Consider the following 22973-nt stretch of genomic DNA (forward strand, 5'->3'; position numbering starts at 1 on the left):
AGGACGCTCTTTGCCGTAACGCAAATGCAGCAACACTGTCCGCCTTCATTGGCAAACCCCGGTTTGCTGGCAGGCGAGCAGTCCTGACGCCGGTGACCAGCCTTCGCGTGACCCCGGCGTCGAGCAGTAGAGACACGACCAAACCAAAAAAGGGGAACACGCATGACCACTCGTGAACAACGCATTGCCGCCATCCAGAAGGACTGGGATGAAAACCCGCGCTGGAAAGGCATTACCCGTGGCTACAGTGCTGCGGATGTCGAGCGCCTGCGTGGCTCGGTACAGATTGAGCACACGCTGGCTCGCCGTGGCGCTGAGAAGCTGTGGAAGCTGCTGAACGAAGAACCGTTCGTCAACGCGCTGGGCGCGCTGACCGGCAATCAGGCCATGCAGCAGGTCAAGGCTGGCCTGAAGGCCATCTACCTGTCGGGCTGGCAAGTGGCCGCTGATGCCAACCTGGGCGGCGAAATGTATCCGGACCAGTCGTTGTACCCGGCAAACTCGGTGCCTGCAGTGGTTCGCCGCATCAACAATACCTTTCAGCGTGCGGATCAGCTGCATCACGCCGAAGGCAATGATGACATCGACTTTTTTGCACCCATCGTGGCAGATGCGGAAGCCGGTTTCGGAGGTGTGCTGAACGCGCACGAGCTGATGAAGGGCATGATTGAAGCCGGTGCGGCAGGCGTGCACTTTGAAGATCAGCTGGCCTCGGTGAAAAAGTGTGGCCACATGGGGGGTAAAGTGCTGGTGCCGACCCGTGAAGCCGTTGAAAAACTGGTTGCTGCCCGTCTTGCAGCTGACCTGTATGGCGTCCCTACCCTGCTGGTGGCGCGTACGGATGCTGAAGCCGCTGACCTGCTGACGTCCGACGTGGACGAGCGTGACCAGCCGTTCTGCACTGGTGAGCGTACGGTGGAGGGGTTCTACCGTGTGAAGCCGGGCCTGGAGCAGTCCATCAGCCGCGGTCTGGCCTATGCCCCGTATGCCGACCTGATCTGGTGCGAAACCGGCAAGCCGGATCTGGAGTATGCCCGCAAGTTTGCTGAGGCCATCCACGCCCAGTTCCCCGGCAAGATGCTGGCTTACAACTGCTCACCATCGTTCAACTGGAAGAAGAACCTGGACGATGCCACCATTGCCAAGTTCCAGCGCGAGCTGGGTGCCATGGGCTACAAGTTCCAGTTCATCACGCTGGCTGGTTTCCATAGCCTGAATTACTCGATGTTCAACCTGGCCTATGGCTATGCCCGCGAGAACATGACGGCCTTCGTGGAGCTGCAGCAGAACGAATTTGCCGCCGCCGAGCGTGGCTTCACTGCCGTGAAGCATCAGCGTGAAGTCGGCACTGGTTATTTCGATGCGGTGACCCAGACCATTCAAGGCGGCCAGTCTTCGACCACCGCCCTGAAGGGGTCGACCGAAGAAGAGCAGTTCCACTAAGCAATACTGTGGCTCCAAGGGCATCGCCCTGCCCTGCAACGGCCACCTTCGGGTGGCCGTTGTGCATTGCACATACAGGCCATGGCGGGTGACAATAGGCACCTCACTGTCCTCAGGATACCCAGCACCATGACCACCTCTCTCGCCGATATTCGCCAGGACTACGCCAAGCAGGAACTGTCACCGGACGATTGTCTGGCCGATCCGGTTGCTCAGTTTCAGCGCTGGCTGGATGAGGCGCTGCAGGCCAAGGTACCGGAGCCAACTGCCATGCATCTGGCAACCGTTGGTGCGGATGGCCGGCCCAGTGGGCGGATTGTGCTGCTGAAGGGGGTGGAAGCTGGTGGCTTGCAGTTTTTCACCAATTATCAAAGCCGCAAAGGCCAGCAGATTGATGCCACACCTTTTGTATCGTTGACCTTCTTCTGGCCGGAGCTGGAGCGACAGGTACGGATTGAGGGCCGGATTGAAAAGCTGCCTGGCGAAGCATCAGACCAGTATTTTGCCAGCCGCCCTTATGCCAGCCGGATTGGTGCATGGGCCTCGGAACAAAGCCAGGAAATCAGTGGCAAGAGTGTGCTGGTGACCCGCGCGGCCGAGTTTGGCCTCAAGTATGTGTTGCACGTCCCGCGTCCGCCACATTGGGGCGGCTATCAGGTGATTCCGGACCGGCTGGAGTTCTGGCAAGGGCGCCCCAGCCGCCTGCATGACCGGGTGCAGTACCTTCGGCAGCAGGCGGGTGGCTGGCAGGTCAGCCGTCTGGCGCCGTGATCGTGCCCCAGTAGCCCGGCGCTGCATAGCAGGTTTTCAGGTAATCGATCAGCAGGCGAACCCGTAGCGGCATTTGACGCTGCTGCGGGAAGACCATATCAATATGGCTGGCCGGCGTCCGGAAGGCATCCAGTACAGTGAGCAGTCTTCCGGCACGCAGATCGTCTCCCACTTCCCACAGGCTGCGCCAGGCCAGCCCCATCCCGGCCAGCGCCCATTCGTGCAGGACCGCACCATCATTGCAGCACAGCGGGCCTTGCACCTTGATGGTGACACGTTCGCCCTGGCGCTGAAACTGCCAGCCACGCTGCTGGTTACTGCTGCCCAGCAGCAGGCAATGATGCTGTGACAAGTCTTCCAGGGTTTGTGGCGTACCGCGTTCCGCCAGATAGGCCGGGCTGGCCACCACCAGCCGCCGGTTTTCTGCCAGCTTGATGCTCACCAGATTGTGATCATGCTCGCCATTGATGCGAATGGCGCAATCCATGCCTTCATTGACCAGATCCACCATGCGATCTGACAAGTCGAGGCTGACTTGAACCTCGGGGTGCTGGCGGCAAAAGGCCGCCAGCAGCGGCGCAACGTGACGGCGGCCAAAGCCTGCTGGCGCCGTCAGGCGCACATGACCGCTGGCGCGAATGCTGCCGAGCGTAACTGAAGCTTCCGCATTCGCCAGATCCGTGAGCAGCCGCTGACAGTTCTCCAGAAACGCACTACCCTCAAAGGTCAGCGAGAGGCGACGGGTGGTACGCTGTAGCAGTTTGACCCCCAGACGAGCCTCCAGCGCATCCAGCCGTCGTCCCATGATGGCAGGTGTAACCCCTTCCACGCGGGCAGCGGCAGAGAGCCCCCCTTGGGTGGCCACAGCCACAAAGGCTGCGATTTGCTTAAACGCATCCATCAGGCCAGCATCACCCGATCAGGGCGAATCAAGGCCCAGATATCGCTCGCATTCATCGGCTGTGCACACAAAAAGCCCTGCCCCAGCGTGCAACCCAATGCCGCGACGGCCCGCAGTTGCTCGGGCTGATCAAGCCCTTCCGCAATCAGTGGAATTCCCAGCCCATGCCCAAGCGACACAATCGCTTTGGTGACTTGCATGCTGGCTGGGTTATCCAGCATGCTGATGATGAAGCTGCGGTCCACTTTGAGCTTGCGGATCGGTAATTGGGCCAGGTAGCTGAGGCTGGAGTAGCCGGTGCCAAAGTCATCCAGTGAGCAGGGAACGCCAAGCTCTGCCAGCCGCTGCAGGGTGGTACACACCTGCTCGGGCTGTGAAAGCAATGCACTTTCTGTCAGCTCCAGCTCCAGTACATTGTGTGGCAGCTGGCTATGTTTCAGCAGACTGGACAACCGCGCCTCAAAGTGGGCATCGGCCAGTTGTACAGCCGAGATATTCACGGCCAGCGTGATGTTGGCCCCCGCTTGGTGCCATGCGGTCAACTGGGCAATGCCCTGCTGCAAAACCCAGTCCCCTACCGGGTGGATCAAACCGGTTTCCTCCAGAATGGGGATGAACTCTGCCGGTGCCACGTCACCCAGACTGGGGTGCTGCCAGCGCAGCAACAACTCCAGCCCGACAACCCGCTGATCACTCAACTGGAAAATGGGCTGGTAGGCAAACTGAAGCTCGCCACGCTGGTGCACCTCATGCAGGTCCCGCTCCAGAATGGCGCGGCGGCTCAGGTTAAGTGACATGTCTGGGACAAAATAGGTGACATCCGCCGACAGCTGTTCCAGGCTCAGGTTGGCTGCAATCGACGCATAACGGATCAGCAGGTCGGGGTCGTGACTGTCCTCCGGGTAGCGACTGCCGCCCCAATGCGCGGCGATGCGAACCGGCTCGCCATCCTGGCCCGAAAAAGGCAAGGCGACGGCCTGCTGGCAGGCCCGCAACCGCTGATAGGCATCCGGCTCTTTCAGCGCCAGCAGTAGCATGCCGCCGCCGATGCGGGCTACCGCATCCCCCGGCATGACCCGATTCTGCAAGCGCTGCGCCAGTTCAATCAGGACCCGGTCACCTGCTTGATGGCCTAAGGTGTCATTCAGGCGGGTAAACTCGTGCAGGTCCAGCAAGATTAGCTGGTAGGCTTGGCCTCCGGCCTGCTGTTGCAGCCAGTCCAGCATGCCCGCCCGGTTCAGCAAGCCGGTCAGGCTGTCGTGGCTGGCCTGATGGCGATACGCGGCTTCGGCCAGCGCCCGCTCGGCCATTTCTTTGCGTAAAGCCTGGGTGCGTGCGTCCACCATGGCTTCCAGTTCGCTGGCGGTGGCCTGCAGGCGTTGCTGCTCCAGGCGGGCGTGCGCCAGATCCAGTTGACTGAGCAAGGCATCCAGCTGATGCTGGAAGACATCCTGCAGGTAGAGCTCCCGTTGCCGGAATGACTCCTTGAGCGCCTGCACCGCCTGCTGATGGCGACCTGCCCGGCTCAGGATGTCCGCTTTTTCATGATAGCCATGAGCCGCTACCCCGTAGCGCTGTTGCCACAGGTCCAGACGGATTGACTCATCCGATAGCCGCAAGGCCTCGTCAAAATGCCCCCGCTCCGCCTCCAGCAATGCAGTATTGCTGTACAGCAGCCCCAGCCAGGTACAGGCGGGCGGCAAACTCCAGTCATGGATCTGCCAGGCTTGCTGCAGGCGTTCTGCCGCCACATCCAGTCGACCCAGCTCCGCCAATGGGTCATACATATTGGCCAGGATGCCCATATGCAGTAGCGGAAGTTCTGCTTCCTCCGCCAGTTTGGCGGCGGCCTCATGGCTACTGAGGCTGGCCTCCCATTGCTGGTCCCGCTTCAGGGTGGTGCCCAGCCAGGTCAAAGCCAACGCTTGCCAGCCGGGGCTGCCCGTATCCGCAAAACCGGCAACGGCGGCACGCAGGTGGGTAATGGCTGCAGCATACTGCCGCTGCTCTCGTTCAATACGACCTTGAACCAGCAAGTGGAGCGCACGCCCCCATGGGCTGGCAACCTGCCGGGATGACATCGGCAGATGTCCAAAGCTGGCCATTGCGGCACCAATGCCTATCGACAGCATCTGGACGTGCGCCAGCAACAGGTACCCTTGCTCACGAAATGCCTCATTCGGGCAGTCGGACAGCAAAGTGGCAAAGCGCTCGCATCGGACCAGTGCGCTGGACTCCAGGGCGGCCTCACACCAGCAGCGAATCAGCCAATACAGACACAGCAGCTCGTCGTCCCGATGGAGTGAGTGCGCCTGTGCATACACCCCTTCAAGCTCTGGAAGTAACTGACTGGCGATTTTTTCGCCACCCACCAACCGCTGCTGAATCAGTTGGTCAAGATGTGGGTGGTTTGCCCTGGGGGCAGGGTCCAGATAAGGCTTAAGCAAGGCGCTGGTCTCAGCACTCACGGTGACAACCCATTTTTGTCTGTGGCCCAGTAAAAAGCAGATGCATGCCTGCAGTGTACGACAGCCCTGCCCATGCGGCCAGCATGGTGTGCGTGTATCCCGGCAGGCTGCTCTGAAAACGCACTATGCCACAATAGAGGCCTGACAATTAGCATTGATAATGTAAAAGATGATTTGACCTTTTGCGCTATTTTATTTCTATAAGCAACATAATAAACTTGCTGCATTGCAACGAAACAGCGCAGCAGCGCGACGATAACCTCAGGAGATGCTGATCATGAATTTGCCCGCTGGTATTCAGTTAACCGCCCCGATTGAGCCCGGCTTTGAACGTATCCTCACCCCGGATGCACTCGGCTTTGTGGCCAAACTGCATAGCGCCTTCGAGGGACGTCGGCAGGAGCGGCTGGCTGCCCGAGTGGTACGCCAGGCTGCGCTGGATGCCGGGCAGCGCCCGGACTTCCTGGCCGAGACGGCTGACGTTCGCGCAGGCGACTGGCGTATTGCCCCGCTGCCTGCCGCCCTCCAGCGTCGGCGGGTGGAAATCACCGGGCCGGTTGAGCGCAAGATGATCATCAATGCGCTGAACTCGGGCGCCGACAGCTACATGACGGACTTCGAGGATTCCAATACGCCGAACTGGAGTAACCAGATTCATGGCCAGATCAACCTGTACGATGCTGTGCGGCGCCAGATCACACTGGAGCAGAATGGCAAGCAGTACACGCTGAACGATACGGTGGCAACGCTGGTAGTTCGTCCACGTGGCTGGCATCTGGATGAGAAGAACATGCTGGTTGATGGGCAGCGTGTCTCGGGTAGCCTGTTCGACTTTGGCCTGTTTTTCTACCACAACGCCAAGGAGCAGCTGGCGCGCGGCTACGGCCCCTACTTCTACCTGCCGAAGATGGAAAGTCATCTGGAAGCGCGGCTGTGGAATGATGTGTTCAAGCTGGCCCAAGATGAGTTGGGCATCCCGCAGGGGACCATCAAGGCCACCGTGCTGATCGAAACCATCCTTGCCGCCTTCGAGATGGATGAAATCCTCTATGAACTGCGCGAGCACTCCTCGGGCTTGAACGCTGGACGCTGGGATTACATCTTCAGCTGCATCAAGAAGTTCAAGCAGGATCGGGATTTCTGCCTGGCAGACCGTGCCCGTATTACCATGACCGTCCCCTTCATGCGTGCCTATGCCCTGCTGCTGCTGAAAACCTGCCACAAGCGCCACGCTCCGGCCATTGGCGGCATGGCTGCACTGATTCCCATCAAACATGATGCCGAGGCCAATGAAAAGGCCATGGCCGGTGTGCGTGCCGACAAGGCACGGGATGCCGGCGACGGTTACGATGGTGGCTGGGTGGCTCACCCCGGGCTGGTCCCGCTGGCCATGGCCGAATTCAAGGCGGTGCTGGGTGATCGGCCGAATCAGATCGACAAGCAGCGGGACGATGTGCAGGTCAGCGCGGCAGACTTGCTCAATTTCCAGCCGGAAGCACCGATCACGGCAGCTGGTCTGGCGATGAACATCAATGTGGGCATTCAGTACCTCGGTTCCTGGCTGGCGGGCAATGGCTGCGTGCCGATCCATAACCTGATGGAAGACGCCGCTACGGCAGAGATCAGCCGCTCGCAGGTCTGGCAGTGGATTCGCTCACCCAAGGGCGTGTTGGAAGATGGCCGCAAGGTCACCGCGGATCTGGTGGCTGCGCTGATTCCGCAGGAGCTGGACAAGATCCGCGCAGAGCACGGCGATGCCCGCTTCCAGGCCACGCCATACACCGAAGCGGCACAGATCTTCGAGCAGATGTGCACCCAGACTGATTTTGCCGAATTCCTGACCTTGCCCTTGTATGAGAAAGTCTAAGTACCTCAGCGCGTAACCATTCTCTCCGCACGCCCCGCCCGGGGCGTGTGTCTTTTCCGCCTCATTACGCTTTGCTCACAACTTGGTTTGTCATTGGATGACTGGGGCATAATGCCTGCAGCATGAGCAACCTATAACAGGCTGAGGCCCTTCAGTGGGACCCAACAGCCGCATCCAGCAACCTGAATTGAGCATCCAGATGACCTTTGACCTTTCACTGTTCGAGCAGAACCTGCTTGAACAATCTGCGGCCGCTGCCTCATTTCAGCGTTTTCTTCGTCATGCTGAGTATGACAAACTGGAGGAGCTGCTCCAGTACCATGCCTCAAACCATGCCTCCGGTACCGAGTGTGTTGACAAGCTGCTGGGCTACGGTTGGCTCACAGACGTCAAACGGATGTTGCTGCATCGTGAGTGGACACCTGTTGAGCTCCTGGCGGCGCTAGGGCAGTGGGAGGTGGCCAGGCCATCCAGCTATCACGCGCAAGTCATGCTGGCTGCCTTCTGGCTCGACCGTGCCAGCACCATCCGTACGGAAGCGTGCTCGGACCAGGTCAGTGGGGATCGTTGGCTTGGGGCCGCCATGGCGGCTGACAATGCCTGTGTCCATGCCCTTCGTGCCATCTCGCTTGATGCCAAGCCTTGTCTGGCTTTCTGGGTATTGATGACATGCGCCTCGTTTCTGGGTGAGCCTGTCTGGTTGATCCATCTGTTCAAGGGGCAGCTGACGCCGCCCCCCTCCCCACCGCAAGACCCCGACGATCATGCCCACTGGTATGCCGGCTTTATCCACATTGAGGCACTGGGAGGCGCTCTGCTGCCCTACCCGCAACAGTTGCCACAGACATTGCCACCGCGGGCAGCGCATGAGTTTGCCGAGGGACATGTCTACTGGTTGCTGCGTGCCATTGAAGTGAACCCATGGGATCTCGCCACCCTGGCCAATGCTGTCTACTTCTTGTATCCGCGTTGGGGTGGCAGTCATGAAGCCATGGAGGCCTTTATCAACGGACCACTCTGTCAAGCCTTGAGCGAGAAGCAGCGAGGACGTCTTTGGTACACCAAGGCGATGGATGACATCGAGGATTACCAGTACGACCACTTTGATGATGAATACAACCTGGACGCGGATTGGCAGGGTCTGCTGGCGCGGAGCAAACCCGCCTGGTGTGAAGTACGTTGCCTGATGAAGTATGGTGAGTACCTCAGTTACCAAGGCCGCCTTGATGAGGCGTATCGCTATCATGCGGAAGCCATGCAATGCTATGCCCAGAGCGGGGTGACGATCCAATGTGAGCGCGCTGACATGCGAAACATCACGATCGACATTGTGCGCGATGGCATGCCGGACCCTCAGGGCATACTGGTCGGCTATCTGAGCATTGCAGAGTGGCAAAACCGGAGCAGCTGGCACCTGTTGCTCGCCGTGGTGGGGCGGCAATTTGGCGTGTTCGGGATGCCGCAGGTCGAGAAAGACGGTCAACTGGATCATGCGGTGCAGCTATTACACCACCAGGGGCATGCGCATGATGACGCCTATGACGTACCCATGCTGCTGTGGCGTGGTGGGCACTATCAGGCCGCATTCTGGCTGGCCTCATGCCTGGCTGATCGAGACCTGGCATGGGCTCAGATCTTTCTGGTTGATATTTATCTGGGGGTGCTGGAAGACAATGGACAAAACCCCTATGCCACCGATGCCGAGCTGGCCCTGTTCTGGCAACGCAAATCTGCGGCCCTGAGACACCCGCGAGCGCAATTTTTGCTGGCCAAGCGCTTTCTGCTGGCGGATGGCTTTATCGTCTCTGACCCCATGGTGATGGCCGAGGCGCGCGACCTGCTACATAGCGCGCTCGCCAATGGTGAAGATGATGCCCGTCTCTGGCTGTACCGCCTGATGATTGATAGCGGCAGTCCGGAAGAGGCGCATTGGGCGCATGACACTTTTACGCAAGAGCTGCTCAACCACAGCCGTCGATACACGCGTGCTTGTACGGCGGTCTATCTGGCCGATTTGTACAGTCGGGAAAATGGCCCTGTCCATGCCCCGGAGTTGGCGGTCGCCTGGGCCAGGCAGGCCATGGCGCTGGATGAAGAGGGTGAGTTCTCTCAATATCTGCAGAATCTCATCGAGGCCAATACCACCGATAACAAGAGTCTGATTGGCGTTGTGTCTCGATTGATGCGTGATCCCAGTGCAGGTTTGAAAGCCGCACTGAACAATGGCCGAGTATTCGTCCCGGAAGGATTCTCCCTATGACAGTGCGTTGAGTTCAGGCCCACCCAACCCCAGCCTTTATCTACTTCAATCAGGATTGATTACCCTCATGAGCATTGACCTGCAACCTGTTGCCGCACGTCTGCAAGCCGCAGAAAACCTGACGCATACGCTACAGCAGTATCTCAAGGCGGGTGCCTATGATGAGCTGGAAGCGCTCCTCCAGCAGCAGGCAGATTTGTACGCTTCGCCTGAGCAGGATGTCGACGACGAGTTCGATTATGAGTGGTTGACCAATGTACAAAGATTGTTCGACGAGGATACCTGGCAAGCCGAGGCGCGAATGGCCGCCTTGCAGCGGTGGATAGATGCCCGCCCGGACAGCTACCACGCATACTGCTACCTGGGGGCGCTGTGGATCGACCTTGCCAGCAGCATCCGCGGTGGTGGCTGGGCACATAGCGTCACGGAAGACCGCTGGGTAGGTGCCCGTATGGCGCGCGATAATGCCTGCATTTACTTGCTCAAGGCGATTGACTTGCATGAGCGCCCTGCGCTGGCTTACTACTCCCTGATGCAGATTGCCTCATACCTGCGCGAACCGGATTGGCTGGTGCATTTGTTCATGGGGGAAGTCACGCCGCCCGCAACCGCCCCGGACGATGAACACGAGCGCCTCCTGTGGGAGGCCGGGCTGGAACATGTCCAGCACTTTGGGGGGAGTCTGTTGCCCTACCCTTCAGCCTTGCCTGGCAAGCTGCCCTCGCGCGCGGAGCACGAATTCGCCGAAGGGCGCTTGTACTGGCTACTGCGTGCCATGGATGCCAACCCGCAGCATGTCGCGGCCCTGGATACTGCCACCTACTACCTGTACCCTCGCTGGCACGGCAGCCATGAGGAGATGGAGGCCTTTATCAATGGGCCCTTGTGCGCCGCCTTGAGTGAAAAGGGCCGTGGCCGCCTGTGGTATCGCAAGGCCATGGATTACATCACAGACTATCCGGACCACGAGGACCATGAGGGGCTGGCCGAGCGTGAGGCCGACTGGCAGCAACTGCTCAATCGCCCCATGCCGGACTGGTGCCGTTTCCGGGTATTGCTGCAGCACAGTGAATTCCTCAGCTATCAAGGCAAGGTCAAGCAGGCCTACCTGTCCAGCACCGAGGCGGTGCAGTTGTATGGCCGTACCAACTTGACCGCCTGCGCCGACGAAGATGACATGAAGAATCTGGCCTTGGATGTCGTCCGTGATGGCATGCTCGACCCCAATGAAACCTTTGCCAGTTTGCTGCAAGTGGCTGAGCTATGGAGCAACAGTGCCTGGCAGCTGTTGCTGGCGTTGACCGCACGTCAGTTTGGTTTGTTCGGCATGCCGAAAACGGAGCGCGAAGGTCTGCTGGACAAGGCGTTGCTGGCCCTGCGCAGCAGCGAGAGTGAGCATAACGATGCCTATTATGTGCCGGACCTGCTGTGGGATGGCGAGCACCATGAAGCCGCCTACTGGCTGGCCAATGTGCTGGCTGAGCGGGATGTGCCCTGGGCACAGAATTTCCTGACCGACCTCTATCGTGGCGCGCTCGAGGACAGCGAGAATAGCCCCTATCCGGAAAACCCGGAGCGAGCTGAGTTCTGGCAACGTAAAGCGGCGGCGCTTGAACACCCGCGCTCCCAGTTTCTGCTGGCCAAGCGTTACCTGCTGGCTGATGGCTTCATCATCAAGGACCCGCAGCAGTTTGCCGAGGCGCGTGACTTGCTGTTGGCGGCACTCAATGGGGGAGACGATGATGCCATGCTATGGCTCTATCGCTTGCTGATTGACAGTGGCAGTGCAGAAGACGCGCAATGGGCGCACGATCAACTGACACCTGCGTTATTGAACAACGAAGAGAACTATACCCAGCTGTGCACGGCTGTGTACCTGGCAGACCTGTACAGCCGCAAGAAAGGGCCGTATTACTCATCCGAGCTGGCCGTGGCCTGGGCTGAACATGCTCAGCAGCTGGATGAGGACGACGACTTTGAAAAGTACCTCAAAGGGCTGATCAAGGACAACAAGAGCAACGGCTTGACCGGGGTGCTGTCACGCATGATGAACACTGGTCGCAAAGAGCTGCGCCAGGCGCTGGAAGCGGGCCGGATTTTTGTACCGGAAGGGTTTGAGGTGTGAACCAGAGTGACTTTATCCGGCGGGTCCGCCAGCTGGAATCCGGCGGCGCCGCCCAGGACCAGCGCTTTCAGTGGCGTGTGCTGGGCTGGCTTTTGCTTGGCTACGGCGTGATTGGCGGTACGGCTTTATTGGCGATGCTGGCCCCGGTGGCCTTGTTTCTGGCCTTGCTGTTCAGCAAGCATCTGATTGTGGCGCTGCTGTTTGGGGGGAGTTTGCTGGCCGCCAGCCACTTTGGCTGGCGTCTGCTGAAAACCTTGCTGGCGGTGCCGGTAGAGCATGGCGAGGATGCACTGCCCCTGCAGCGGCAGCAAGCGCCCAAGCTGTTTGAACTGCTGGATACGCTGGAGCGGGCGTTTCAGGTTCGTGTGCATCAGGTTCGCCTGGACGCACGCCTGAACGCGGCCATACGTCAGCAGCCCAGGCTGGGCGGCCTGCTCGGCAGCCGCAACACCCTGATCATCGGGGTGCCGCTGCTGGCGACCTTCACGCTGGAACAAACCACGGCTGTGCTGGCCCATGAGTTTGCCCACCTGCGCGGGGATCATGGGCGCTTTGGCAGCCATGTGTACCAGATGCGGCTGAGCTGGTACCGGCTTCGTCACCATCTGGAGCGGCAGCGCAGCTATGCCAGCTACCCCCTGCTCCGCTTTCTGCGTTGGTATGCGCCGCGTTTCAACGCGGAATCCTTTGTATTGAACCGTGCCAGCGAATATGCAGCGGATCAGGCGTCTGCCCGACTCACCTCCGCGGAAGATGCCGCCACGGCATTGCTGGTCAGCCACCTGGCGGATCTCTGGCTGGACCGTGTTTTCTGGCCTCATGTGTATCGTCACAGTCGTGAGCATGCCGAGCCCGACGTGGCGCCCTATCACCTCTTGCTGGGATTGACACCTCCTGCTGACAGCCTCCCGCTGGCGGAGATGGTCATGCCGTGGTCGCAGGTATTTCGGGACCCCAAAGAATGGATCAATCAGACCATTCTGATGCACGAACAGCTGTCACGGTTGACGGACTATGACGACACCCACCCCTGCCTGTACGACCGGATTAGCGCGCTAGGGATGGAGGCAGATTTGCCCCCGCTGCCCTTGCCCTGTGATTATCCAGCGTCGCAAGTGCTGCTGGGTGAGAGCCTGCCTGTACTGGCTCAGCACCTGAACGGGCTCTGGCGTGAGCATCAACGCGGCTACTGGCATGAGCAGCATCAGTTGCATGAGCCGCCGGAATTGGCGACCTATCATGGCCTGTTGCGCAAGCAAGCCACACAGGCTTTCTCTGCTGAAGACTGGCTGCAACTGGCCATTGCCCAAATGGCGCTGGGTAAACCGGATGAAGAATGCCGGTTGAGCTTGCGGGCCGCCTTGACCGCTGAGCCACAACACGCCCGAAGCCTGTATCAGTTGGGCTTGCTGGCCATCCGGATGGAAAACTGGGCAGAAGCCCCCGACATTTTGCAGCAGGCGATGCAAGCGGACCCTCAGCTGGAGGCTGCCTGTCTTGATGCACTGGCCCGGATGGCCATGCTGCAGGACGATGACCTTGCGGCGGAGCGCTACCTGCTGGCACATGACGAAGCATTGCGGCGCTATGGCCGCAGCCGGCAGGAGTTGGCGTGTGTGGACGCCAGTGACAATTTGCAGTGCCCGACGCTCAGTGCGTATCAGCGCAAGCAGCTGCAAGAGGCTTTACAACCAGTACGTAGCTGGGTGCGGCAGGTCTGGGTGGCACACAAGGTATCCCGTCTGAACCCGCGTCATACCACCTGGCTGCTGCTGGTCGAGCCACAGACAAGCGCTGCCGAATCCCTGCTCTCCCCTGTGCGATCCAGCCACACTGAGGCGTGCCGCGTCTGGCTGGATCGTCACACGGTGCCCATGCCTGACTACTATCAGGACCACGTCCTGACACGCCACGACGCCCTGCTGCTGGCGCGTTTACCAGAATGTGCCCTGCCCTTGTTCGACCCTGCCTGAGCTGTGTTTGATGGTATCAGGCCTAACGTGACGTTGGGCCTGATTAACTTTGCACCATTTGATCAAATTTGACATGCACCATGTGGCATGCCATGATTTGATCAAATATTGCAGTAAACTATCCATGTCTACCACCAATAAACGCACGTTCAAGAGGAAGTTTGCTCTGTGGCGATCCGGTGCATCGGGCGGCATATAGCTTACAGCTGATTTGATCATATTTATCAAACTCTACTGGAGGCGATCATGCCGGAGCAACTCAGAAACTTTCTTACCCAGCACCAGATCCACGAAGTCGAATGCGTCATCCCGGATATGACGGGCGTCGCGCGCGGCAAGATTGTGCCGCGCAACCTGTTCCTCAATGAAGACGACATGAAAATGTCAAAAGCGGTGCTGATGATCACTGTCAACGGTGAATTTGCCGACTACGAACGCTTTGTCGGCCCCAGCGACCCGGATATGGTTTGTGTGCCCGACGCCGCAACCGTGCGGCTGGTACCGTGGGCCATTGAGCCCGTCGCCGTGGTGATCCACGACTGCCAGGACTTTGATGGCCGCCCGGTGGGCATTTCCCCTCGCGCCGTGTTGCGCCGGGTACTCAAACTCTACGAAGCCAAAGGCTGGCGCCCGGTAGTCGCACCGGAAATGGAGTTTTACCTGATCGCACAAAACAACAACCCGCACGAGCCCTTGCGCCCGCCGACTGGGCGCGCCGGAAGGCGTGAAGTGGGCCGTCAATCCTTCTCCATCGATGCGGTCAACGAGTTCGATCCGTTCTTCCAGGATTTGTCCAACTTCTGTGATGCCGCCGAACTGGGGGTGGAAACCCTGATCCATGAAGTGGGCGCGGGGCAGATGGAGATCAATTTCTCGCATGGTGATGCGCTGGACCTGGCAGACCGGGTATTCCTGTTCAAGCGCGCGGTACGGGAAACCGCTTTCCGCCATAACATTTTCGCCACTTTCATGGCCAAGCCGATGGAGGACGAGCCCGGCAGTGCCATGCACATTCATCAGAGTATCGTCGATGCGGGCGGGCAGAATATTTTTTCCAATGCCGATGGCAGTGCCAGCGAGCTGTTTTTCAGCTATATCGCCGGTTTGCAGAAGTACATGCCCAAGGCAACCGCCATTTTTGCACCCTATGTGAACTCCTATCGTCGGCTGTCTCGCTTCACTGCGGCACCGATCAATGTGCGCTGGGGTTACGACAACCGTACCTGTGGCATTCGGGTACCTAACTCTGGCCCGGAAGCGCGCCGACTGGAAAACCGGGTGCCGGGGGTCGATGTCAATCCGTATCTGGCCATGGCCGCGACGCTGGCCTGTGGTTATCTGGGAATGGTGGAAGGTTTGCTGGCCTCCCCTCCCATGTCCGACAGCGCCTATGACCTTGACTACGAATTGCCACGCAACCTGGGGGACGCGGTAGAAGCACTGGCGGAGTGCGCCGAGCTGGCTGAAGTCCTGGGCAGTGATTTTGTGCCAGCCTTCTGCTCGGTGAAAGAAAAGGAATACGAAACCTTCTCGCGGGGCATTACGGCCTGGGAACGCGAACATCTGCAACTGCACGTTTAAGGAACAGGAGAACACCATGGAAATCCGTCACGGCATCAACATGGATCGCGCCCGCGCCCTGTTTCGGCGCGAGCAGGATCGTTTTGTCGAAAGCATGCCCCGCTCGAAAGTCCTCTCCGCCCAGTCTGGTCAGCACTTGCTGTTTGGCGTACCGCTGCACTGGATGAATGACTGGTCCACCCCTTTTTCGCTATATGTGGCGGCAGCGCGTGGCGCCCGCTTCCAGGATGTGGATGGGCACGACTATGTTGACTTCTGCCTGGGGGATACCGGTGCCATGTTTGGCCATGCGCCGGAGCCGGTGGCTGAAGCGGTCGCTGCACAGACCCGCCGGGGCTTCACCACCATGCTGCCGTCCGAAGACGCCGCCTGGGTCAGTGCTGAGCTGGCGCGCCGCTTTGGTCTGCCCTATTGGCAATTTGCCATGACCGCGACCGATGCCAACCGCTTCGTGATCCGCTGGGCGCGTGCGATTACCGGCCGCAGCAAGATTCTGGTATTCAACGGCTGCTACCACGGCACCGTCGATGATGTGTTTGTCGATCTGGTCGAGGGCCAACCGCGCCAGCGTGACAGCCTGCTGGGGCAGGTCTATGACCTGACCCAATACACCCGCGTGGTGGAGTTCAATGACCTGGCCGCGCTGGATGCGGCGCTGGCAGAAGGCGACATTGCCTGCGTACTGGCTGAACCGGCAATGACCAATATCGGCATGGTGCTGCCGGAAGAAGATTACTGGCAGCAGGCGCAGGCCATCATCCGCCGCCATGGTGCACTACTGGCCATTGATGAAACCCATACCATCAGCACAGGGCCCGGTGGCTACACCCAGGCCTTTGGCTTGCAGCCCGACCTGTTTGTGGTCGGTAAACCGGTCGCAGGGGGTGTACCTTGCGCGGTGTATGGCTTCAGCGCCGAACTGGCAGCACATGCACAAGCGGCCAAGCGCAATGCCCCGCCCGGGCATTCCGGCATCGGCACCACCCTGACCGCCAACATGCTGGCGATGGCAGCGATGCGTGCCAATCTGGCCGAAGTGATGACCGACGCCGCCTATGCGCACATGATCCCGCTGGCCGAGCAGCTGGCCAATGGCTTGCGCGAGCGTATTGCGCAGCGGCAATTGCCCTGGTGTGTCACACAGATTGGTGCACGTACCGAGTTCCAGTTCACCCCTGCGCCACCCCGCAATGGCAGTGAGGCTGAGCAGATTCTGGACAGCGAGCTGGAGCAGATCATTCATCTGTATTTGCTCAACCGGGGCCTGCTGATTACGCCTTTCCACAACATGATGCTGGTCTGCCCGGATACCCGGGTGGAAGACGTGCAACGCCTGCTGGCGGTCTTTGATCAATGCCTGCAGGAATTGCATGCCTGACAGCGAAAACGGGGCGCGGTACACTCCCCGTTTTGCAGAAAAGCCTTGCATGAAAACGGCCGACGACAGCACGCTGCAGGATCAGACCTACCGTACGCTACGCCAGTGGCTGACGGTAGGCCGCTTCTTGCCGGGGGAGCGCCTGAAGATCCGCCAGATGTCCGCAGAGCTGGGGGTGGGCGAAATGCCGGTGCGCGCCGCGCTGCAGCGCCTGGCTGCTGAACATGCGGTGGTCAATGTGCCGCATTGTGGCGTGACGGTACCGCAGCTGTCGCGCGCCCAGTTTGCCGATGTGCTACAGGTGCGGTTATTGCTGGAAGGTGAAGCTGCCGAGCGGGGCGCGCACCGGCTGAGCGATGCCGAGCTGCAAACCTTGCAGCAGCTCTCGGAGCAGATGGCCACCGCACTGACCATCCCGGATGCCAAGGCCTATCTGGATGCCAACGAACGTTTTCACCTGATTCTCTATCGTGCTAGCGGCTCCCCGCTGCTGCTGGAACTGATCGAAACCGTGTGGCTGCAGGTCGGCCCGATTTCCAACCAGCTGTTTGACGACCCCGACTTTGCCAAACGCCTGAATGACGCCCACAGCGATGTCATGCTGGCGCTGCACAAGCGCGACAGCAGCGCAGTCCGCCGTGCCATTGAGCGCGATCTCTTTTACGCCGGACAATACTTGCAATCGCGTTGTAGCTGAGTGCGGCACGCTTGCGGCATTCGGCTGAACGAGTCAGGCAAATGTCATACAATGCAGGATTGCCCCTGCACAGCGCGCCATGCTGAACCGACTTGACCATTTTCTGCTCAATCCACCACTGCTGCCGCAGTTGTCAGGCTGGCGGCGTGGTGTGATCGAGTTTTTATTTTTTGGTCTCAAGGAGGCCCGCTCATGCCTGTTTGCAGGGCTGTTTTTCAGCATGGTACTGCTGGTGCCACGAAGTGATTTGTTTGGCTGGCACCGCTATGATGTCCTGCTGGCGGGGGCAGTGCTGATTCAGGCTTTGATGCTGGTGCTAAAGCTGGAAACCCTGGACGAGCTCAAAGCCGTTTGCCTGTTTCATGTGCTCGGCTTTGGGCTGGAAGTGTTCAAGACATCGGGTCATATTGCGTCATGGAGCTACCCGGATGCGGGCTGGAGCAAATTGTTTGGTGTACCACTGTTTGCGGGCTTCATGTACGCTGCCGTGGGAAGTTACATCCTTCAGGCCTGGTATTTGTTCGGTTTGCGCTTTCGTCATCACCCGCCCTACTGGATGGCCACGCTGGTAGCGCTGCTGATCTATGCCAATTTCTTCACCCATCATTACATCATGGATTTTCGCGGCTATCTGGCCATGTTGATCATTGGCCTCTATGCCCGTGCCACGGTCATTTTCCGGCCTTATGACCGTGAGCGCAGCATGCCGCTGTTGCTGAGCTTTGTGTTGATCGGTTTCTTCATCTGGCTGGCCGAAAACATCAGCACCTTTCTGCACATCTGGGCCTACCCTCACCAGCTGGGGGGCTGGTCTGCTGTGCACGTGGGTAAATGGGGCTCCTGGTCGCTGCTGGTGATCATGACCTTTACCATCATCACCCATCTGCAACATCACCGCCGCTCGGTACATGTGCCGGAATGAGCGGCGTTACAGCCACTCAGTCGGCGCTGCGTCCAGATCCGGCAAGGTCAGCCCATGCTGCGGCAGTGGCAAGGCGGTTTTGTAGCGAACCTGCTTCAGCGCAAAGCTGGAGCGGATGCTGGCGATGGCACTGATACGACTGAGGTGCCCGAGGATGAAACGCTCCAGCGCCGGGGTGTCCGGTACCACCACCCGCAGCAGATAGTCCGCATCGCCCGTCATCAAGTAGCACTCCATCACTTCTGGCCGGTCGGCGATGGCCGCCTCAAATTCCTGAATCGTGCGCTCATCCTGCTGCTTCAACGACACATTGATGAACACATTGAGGCGAAGCCCCAGCACCTCCGGGTTCAGCAGGGTTACTTGCTGACGGATGATGCCCAGGTTTTCAATGCGCTTGACCCGGTTGAAACAGGGGGTGGTCGACAGGTGAACGGTACGCGCCAGTTCCGCGTGCGTCACGCGTGCGTTTTGCTGCATCTGGTGCAGGATGGCAATGTCGGTACGATCCAGCCGTTGCGGGTTCTGCATGATTATTCCAAGTTGGTGATCATTTGAAGAATATTATTACGCTAACAAAGCATGCCTTGGCAAACGTTGGATAAATTTTCTGGGGCAATCGCGCTACCATTTTTCGGTGCGCAAGCAAGGTCTTGCATTCCGGTCAATGGCATCCAGCAGGTTGAACATGAACAACATTACCCCTCCCTTTCTGTGGCATACCGTGCACCAGCAGGACCCGGACCCTGTAGAGACCGCAGAATGGCGTGAGGCCCTCGAAAGCCTGCTGCAAGCCTCCGGCAGCCAGCGGGTACATGACATCATGGACATGCTGACCGAGCTGGCTCGGCAGCCGCATATTGGCTGGCAGCCACCGCGTGGCACCCCCTACCTGAACAGCATTGCTGTAGAGCAACAGCCTGCATTTCCGGGCGATCTGGCCATCGAAGAGCGGCTGGCGTCGATCATGCGCTGGAATGCGCTGGCGATGGTGGTGCGTGCCAATGCAGCCTACGGTGAGCTGGGTGGGCATATCGCCAGCTACGCCAGTGCGGCAGACTTGTTTGAGGTGGGGTTCAACCATTTCTTCCGCGCGGCCTATCCCAATGGGGGGGACGATCTGGTGTTTTTCCAGCCGCACTCCGCTCCCGGCGTGTACGCCCGGGCCTTTCTGGAAGGACGGCTCAGTGAGGCGCAGCTGGGTTACTACCGGCAGGAACTGTCTGCCCAACAACAGGGCACACAAGGCTTGAGCAGTTACCCCCATCCGTGGCTGATGCCGGATTTCTGGCAGTTCCCCACCGGCTCGATGGGCCTGGGGCCGATCAGCTCCATTTATCAGGCCCGCTTCATGCGCTACCTGAGTCACCGGCAACTGCTGGATACCCGAGGGCGCAAGGTGTGGGGGGTGTTTGGCGATGGCGAAATGGACGAGCCGGAGAGCATGAGTGCGCTCACCCTGGCGGCCCGTGAGCAACTGGATAACCTGATCTGGGTGGTGAATTGCAATCTGCAGCGGCTGGATGGCCCGGTGCGGGGCAATGGCCGCATCATTGACGAGCTGGAAACCCTGTTCACCGGTGCGGGCTGGCACGTGATCAAGCTGGTGTGGGGCTCCGACTGGGATGGTCTGTTCGCACGTGACCATGCCGGGGCCTTGACCCGTGCGTTTGCCCATACCGTGGATGGTCAGTTGCAGACGTTTGCGGCCAAGGATGGCCGTTACAACCGTGAGCACTTCTTTGGACAAAACCCGGAACTGGCTGCACTGGCGCAAGGCCTCACCGATGAGCAGATCGACCGGCTGAAGCGCGGCGGGCATGATCTGGTGAAGATTCATGCCGCCTATCATGCCGCCATGCAGACCGAAGGTTGCCCAACCGTGATCCTTGCCCATACCAAGAAAGGCTACGGCATGGGCGAGGCCGGTCAAGGTCGCATGACCACCCACCAGCAGAAGAAGCTGGAGCGGGATGACCTGATTGCCTATCGCAACCGCTTCAACCTGCCGCTGACCGATGAGCAAGCCGCCAGCCTGACCTTGGTGCGCCCAGCGGCAGATAGTCCGGAAATGCAGTATCTGCATGCTCGCCGTCGCGAGCTGGGTGGTGCATTGCCGGCAAGGCGAACCCAGGCAGACGTGATTGCGGTGCCACCGCTGGCGCAGTATGGTCAATTTGCACTGCAAGCCGGTGGCAAGGAAATGAGCACCACCATGGCTTTCGTGCGCATGCTGTCCAGCTTGCTCAAGGAACGCCCACTCGGGCAGCGTATCGTACCGATTGTGGCTGACGAAGCGCGCACCTTTGGCATGGCAAACCTGTTCAAGCAGATTGGCATTTATTCCAGCGCCGGTCAGCAGTATGAGCCGGAAGACATTGGCTCGGTGCTGAGCTACCGTGAGGCGCTGGACGGGCAGATTCTGGAAGAAGGCATCAGCGAAGCGGGCGCCATCAGCAGCTGGACCGCTGCCGCCACCAGTTATTCCGTGCATGGCCTGGCCATGCTGCCCTTTTACATCTACTACTCGATGTTTGGCTTCCAGCGCATTGGTGACCTGATCTGGGCTGCAGCAGACCAGCGCGCTCGCGGTTTCCTGCTGGGAGCAACCTCGGGACGTACCACGCTGGGTGGCGAAGGCTTGCAACATCAGGATGGCAGCAGCGTGATGCAGGCCGCAGCCATACCCAATTGCAAGGTCTATGACCCCTGCTTTGCTGGTGAACTGGCCGTGATTCTGGATCACGGCATGCGACAGATGATGGAGCAACAGCAAGACGTATTCTATTACCTGACGGTGATGAACGAGAGCTACGCCCAGCCAGACCTGCCTGAAGCAGCCGCGCAGAATGTGATCAAGGGCATGTACCGCTTTACCCACCTCTCCGTGCCGGAGGCGCGCGGCAAGGTGCGCCTGCTCGGCTCCGGAGCCATCCTGCGGGAAGTGATCGCCGCCGCCAGTTTGCTGCAGCAGGAATGGCAGGTGGAGGTGGAGGTGTGGAGCGTGACCAGCTTTGCCGAGCTGTCACGCGAGGCCCAGGAAGTGGAGCGCTGGAACCGCCTGCATCCGCAGGATGAGGCACGCGTCGCACATGTCTCACAATGCCTGCAGGGGGAGGCGCCAGTCATCGCTGCCACCGACTACGTCCGAGCCTGGCCCATGCTGATTGCCAGTTACTTGCGCGCACCCTATACGGTATTGGGGACCGATGGCTTTGGCCGCAGTGATACCCGGCTTGAGCTGCGCCAGTTCTTTGAAGTGGATCGCCACCAGATTGTGCTGGCTGCCCTCCAGAGCCTGCGACAACAAGGCCGTTGCGATGCGGCCCTGTGCCAGCAGGCCATCGAACGCTATGGCATTACCAGTGAGCGCGAGGCCCCCTGGCATCGCTAAGCCCTTGTTGAATGATGCTGGGTCACCCATACTGAGCTGACGATACACAGGGAGGTGTACCGATGGCCGTAGACCCAGTACTGGCAGACGAGATCAGGGGGCTGTTGTCCGGTGAGCCTGGGGTCGATGAGAAAAAGATGTTTGGCGGGCTATGCTGGATGTGGCACGGGCATATGCTGTGCTGCATCAGTAAAGACGGGCGTTACCTGTTTCGGGTCGGACCCGCACAGCAGGCTGAAGCTTTGGCCCGGCCCGGTGCGACAGTCATGGTGCATGGTGGCCGAACCATAACCGGCTTCATCTGGGTGGAGGCCACCCCTGCCAGGGCCTATGGCCTGGCACTGTGGCTGGCCTTGGCCCGCCACTTTGTGGGCAGCTTGCCACCCAAGTAGATACCACTAAGCATGAATCTGTAACATCCATCGCAGATGATGCGTCCGTCAGGTACTCTCGAAGCTTCCTGGCGTGCAAGGAACCCACCAGCTCAAGGAAAGCGCCATGCGTCTTGCGGGCAAAATCTTGCTGTACTTCTTGTCTATCGGTGTTGCCGGCTATGCCGTGGTCGCGTACACCGCGTTCCCGATCGGGAGCCTGGTGCATCCGGACATGTTGCGGAGTTTTCAGGCGCACCGCATTGAAGTGTATGCCCACATTTTTACGTCCGCAGTAGCGCTGTTACTGGGTCCGCTGCAGTTTTCCCAAGCCTTGCGAGCGCGGAAACCGGCGCTACATCGCTGGCTCGGACGGGCCTATCTGGGGCTCGGCGTCCTGCCCGGCGGGCTGGCCGGCTTGCTGATCGCACGTAACGCCTATGGCGGCATGCTCTCTACATTGGGGTTTGCCGCACTGGCCATCGCATGGCTATATAGCGGGCTGCGTGCCTATCTCGCCATTCGGCAGCGCGACATTGGCACACACCGTCGCTGGATGATACGCAATTTCGCGCTCACCCTGGCTGCTGTTACGCTGCGCTGCTACCTGCCGCTCAGCATGCTCACGGCCATTCCGTTTGAACAGGCTTACCCAGTGATTGCCTGGCTATGCTGGGTACCCAACCTGCTGATCGCGGAGCGGTGGCTACGCCGCAGCAACCCGCATTGATACCACGCCCGTCGTGCAGTCAAGGCGCTGACGGGACGCTCAAGGCAAGAAGCGGTTCAAAGTCTTGCACCCTAGAGAGAGACGGGCTGACA

General features: G+C 59.6%; 16 protein-coding genes. 13 read left to right on the top strand and 3 right to left on the bottom strand.

The window, feature by feature from the left end; all coding sequences use genetic code 11:
- The first annotated feature begins 162 nt into the window (after window positions 1-162).
- Window positions 163-1443, top strand: a complete 1281-nt coding sequence (gene aceA / locus HF682_RS00790) for an isocitrate lyase (RefSeq protein ID WP_168875359.1) — start codon at window positions 163-165, stop codon at window positions 1441-1443.
- A 129-nt stretch (window positions 1444-1572) separates the two neighbouring features.
- Window positions 1573-2214 carry a pyridoxamine 5'-phosphate oxidase gene (gene pdxH / locus HF682_RS00795; RefSeq protein ID WP_168875360.1) on the top strand — a complete coding sequence of 214 codons (642 nt, stop codon included), beginning with the start codon at window positions 1573-1575 and terminating at the stop codon, window positions 2212-2214.
- Here pdxH and HF682_RS00800 read toward each other — a convergent pair.
- On the bottom strand, window positions 2195-3115 hold the full coding sequence (locus HF682_RS00800) for a LysR family transcriptional regulator (RefSeq protein ID WP_168875361.1): 921 nt from the start codon (window positions 3113-3115) through the stop codon (window positions 2195-2197). The two genes, pdxH and HF682_RS00800, sit on opposite strands and share 20 nt — an antisense overlap.
- Complete coding sequence (locus HF682_RS17985) at window positions 3115-5583, bottom strand: putative bifunctional diguanylate cyclase/phosphodiesterase (RefSeq protein ID WP_168875362.1); 2469 nt, start codon at window positions 5581-5583, stop codon at window positions 3115-3117. The genes HF682_RS00800 and HF682_RS17985 overlap by 1 nt, the downstream gene beginning before the upstream one ends.
- A gap of 277 nt (window positions 5584-5860) precedes the next feature.
- Between HF682_RS17985 and aceB the strand changes: the two genes are divergently transcribed.
- The 8 genes from aceB to HF682_RS00845 all read left to right on the top strand — a co-directional run bounded on the left by aceB (window position 5861) and on the right by HF682_RS00845 (window position 18386).
- Complete coding sequence (gene aceB / locus HF682_RS00810) at window positions 5861-7450, top strand: malate synthase A (protein WP_240947023.1); 1590 nt, start codon at window positions 5861-5863, stop codon at window positions 7448-7450.
- Between the two features lie 199 nt (window positions 7451-7649).
- Window positions 7650-9710, top strand: a complete 2061-nt coding sequence (locus HF682_RS00815; protein WP_168875364.1) for a DUF4034 domain-containing protein — start codon at window positions 7650-7652, stop codon at window positions 9708-9710.
- 67 nt (window positions 9711-9777) lie between these two features.
- Window positions 9778-11835, top strand: a complete 2058-nt coding sequence (locus HF682_RS00820; protein ID WP_168875365.1) for a DUF4034 domain-containing protein — start codon at window positions 9778-9780, stop codon at window positions 11833-11835.
- Window positions 11832-13808, top strand: a complete 1977-nt coding sequence (locus HF682_RS00825; RefSeq protein WP_168875366.1) for a M48 family metallopeptidase — start codon at window positions 11832-11834, stop codon at window positions 13806-13808. Before HF682_RS00820 ends, HF682_RS00825 begins: the two co-directional genes overlap by 4 nt.
- A 246-nt stretch (window positions 13809-14054) precedes the next feature.
- Window positions 14055-15389, top strand: a complete 1335-nt coding sequence (locus HF682_RS00830) for a glutamine synthetase family protein (protein ID WP_168875367.1) — start codon at window positions 14055-14057, stop codon at window positions 15387-15389.
- Between the two features lie 16 nt (window positions 15390-15405).
- Window positions 15406-16767, top strand: coding sequence for an aspartate aminotransferase family protein (locus HF682_RS00835; RefSeq protein ID WP_168875368.1), 1362 nt, complete (start codon window positions 15406-15408; stop codon window positions 16765-16767).
- Window positions 16768-16816: 49 nt separating this feature from the next.
- Window positions 16817-17464 (top strand): GntR family transcriptional regulator, encoded by a 648-nt coding sequence (locus HF682_RS00840; protein WP_168875369.1) that lies wholly within the window; start codon window positions 16817-16819, stop codon window positions 17462-17464.
- Window positions 17465-17543: 79 nt separating this feature from the next.
- Complete coding sequence (locus tag HF682_RS00845; protein ID WP_168875370.1) at window positions 17544-18386, top strand: DUF817 domain-containing protein; 843 nt, start codon at window positions 17544-17546, stop codon at window positions 18384-18386.
- 6 nt (window positions 18387-18392) lie between these two features.
- Here HF682_RS00845 and HF682_RS00850 read toward each other — a convergent pair whose 3' ends face one another.
- On the bottom strand, window positions 18393-18917 hold the full coding sequence (locus HF682_RS00850; protein ID WP_205881856.1) for an Lrp/AsnC family transcriptional regulator: 525 nt from the start codon (window positions 18915-18917) through the stop codon (window positions 18393-18395).
- 157 nt (window positions 18918-19074) lie between these two features.
- Here HF682_RS00850 and mdeB point away from each other — a divergent pair, with 157 nt between their 5' ends.
- The 3 genes from mdeB to HF682_RS00865 all read left to right on the top strand — a co-directional run bounded on the left by mdeB (window position 19075) and on the right by HF682_RS00865 (window position 22881).
- Window positions 19075-21780 carry an alpha-ketoglutarate dehydrogenase gene (gene mdeB, locus HF682_RS00855; RefSeq protein WP_168875371.1) on the top strand — a complete coding sequence of 902 codons (2706 nt, stop codon included), beginning with the start codon at window positions 19075-19077 and terminating at the stop codon, window positions 21778-21780.
- Window positions 21781-21842: 62 nt separating this feature from the next.
- On the top strand, window positions 21843-22172 hold the full coding sequence (locus HF682_RS00860; protein WP_168875372.1) for a TfoX/Sxy family protein: 330 nt from the start codon (window positions 21843-21845) through the stop codon (window positions 22170-22172).
- Window positions 22173-22278: 106 nt separating this feature from the next.
- Window positions 22279-22881, top strand: a complete 603-nt coding sequence (locus HF682_RS00865) for a DUF2306 domain-containing protein (protein WP_168875373.1) — start codon at window positions 22279-22281, stop codon at window positions 22879-22881.
- The last annotated feature ends 92 nt before the right edge of the window (window positions 22882-22973 follow it).

This window comes from Leeia aquatica, assembly GCF_012641365.1.
In the GTDB taxonomy this organism is placed as follows: domain Bacteria; phylum Pseudomonadota; class Gammaproteobacteria; order Burkholderiales; family Leeiaceae; genus Leeia; species Leeia aquatica.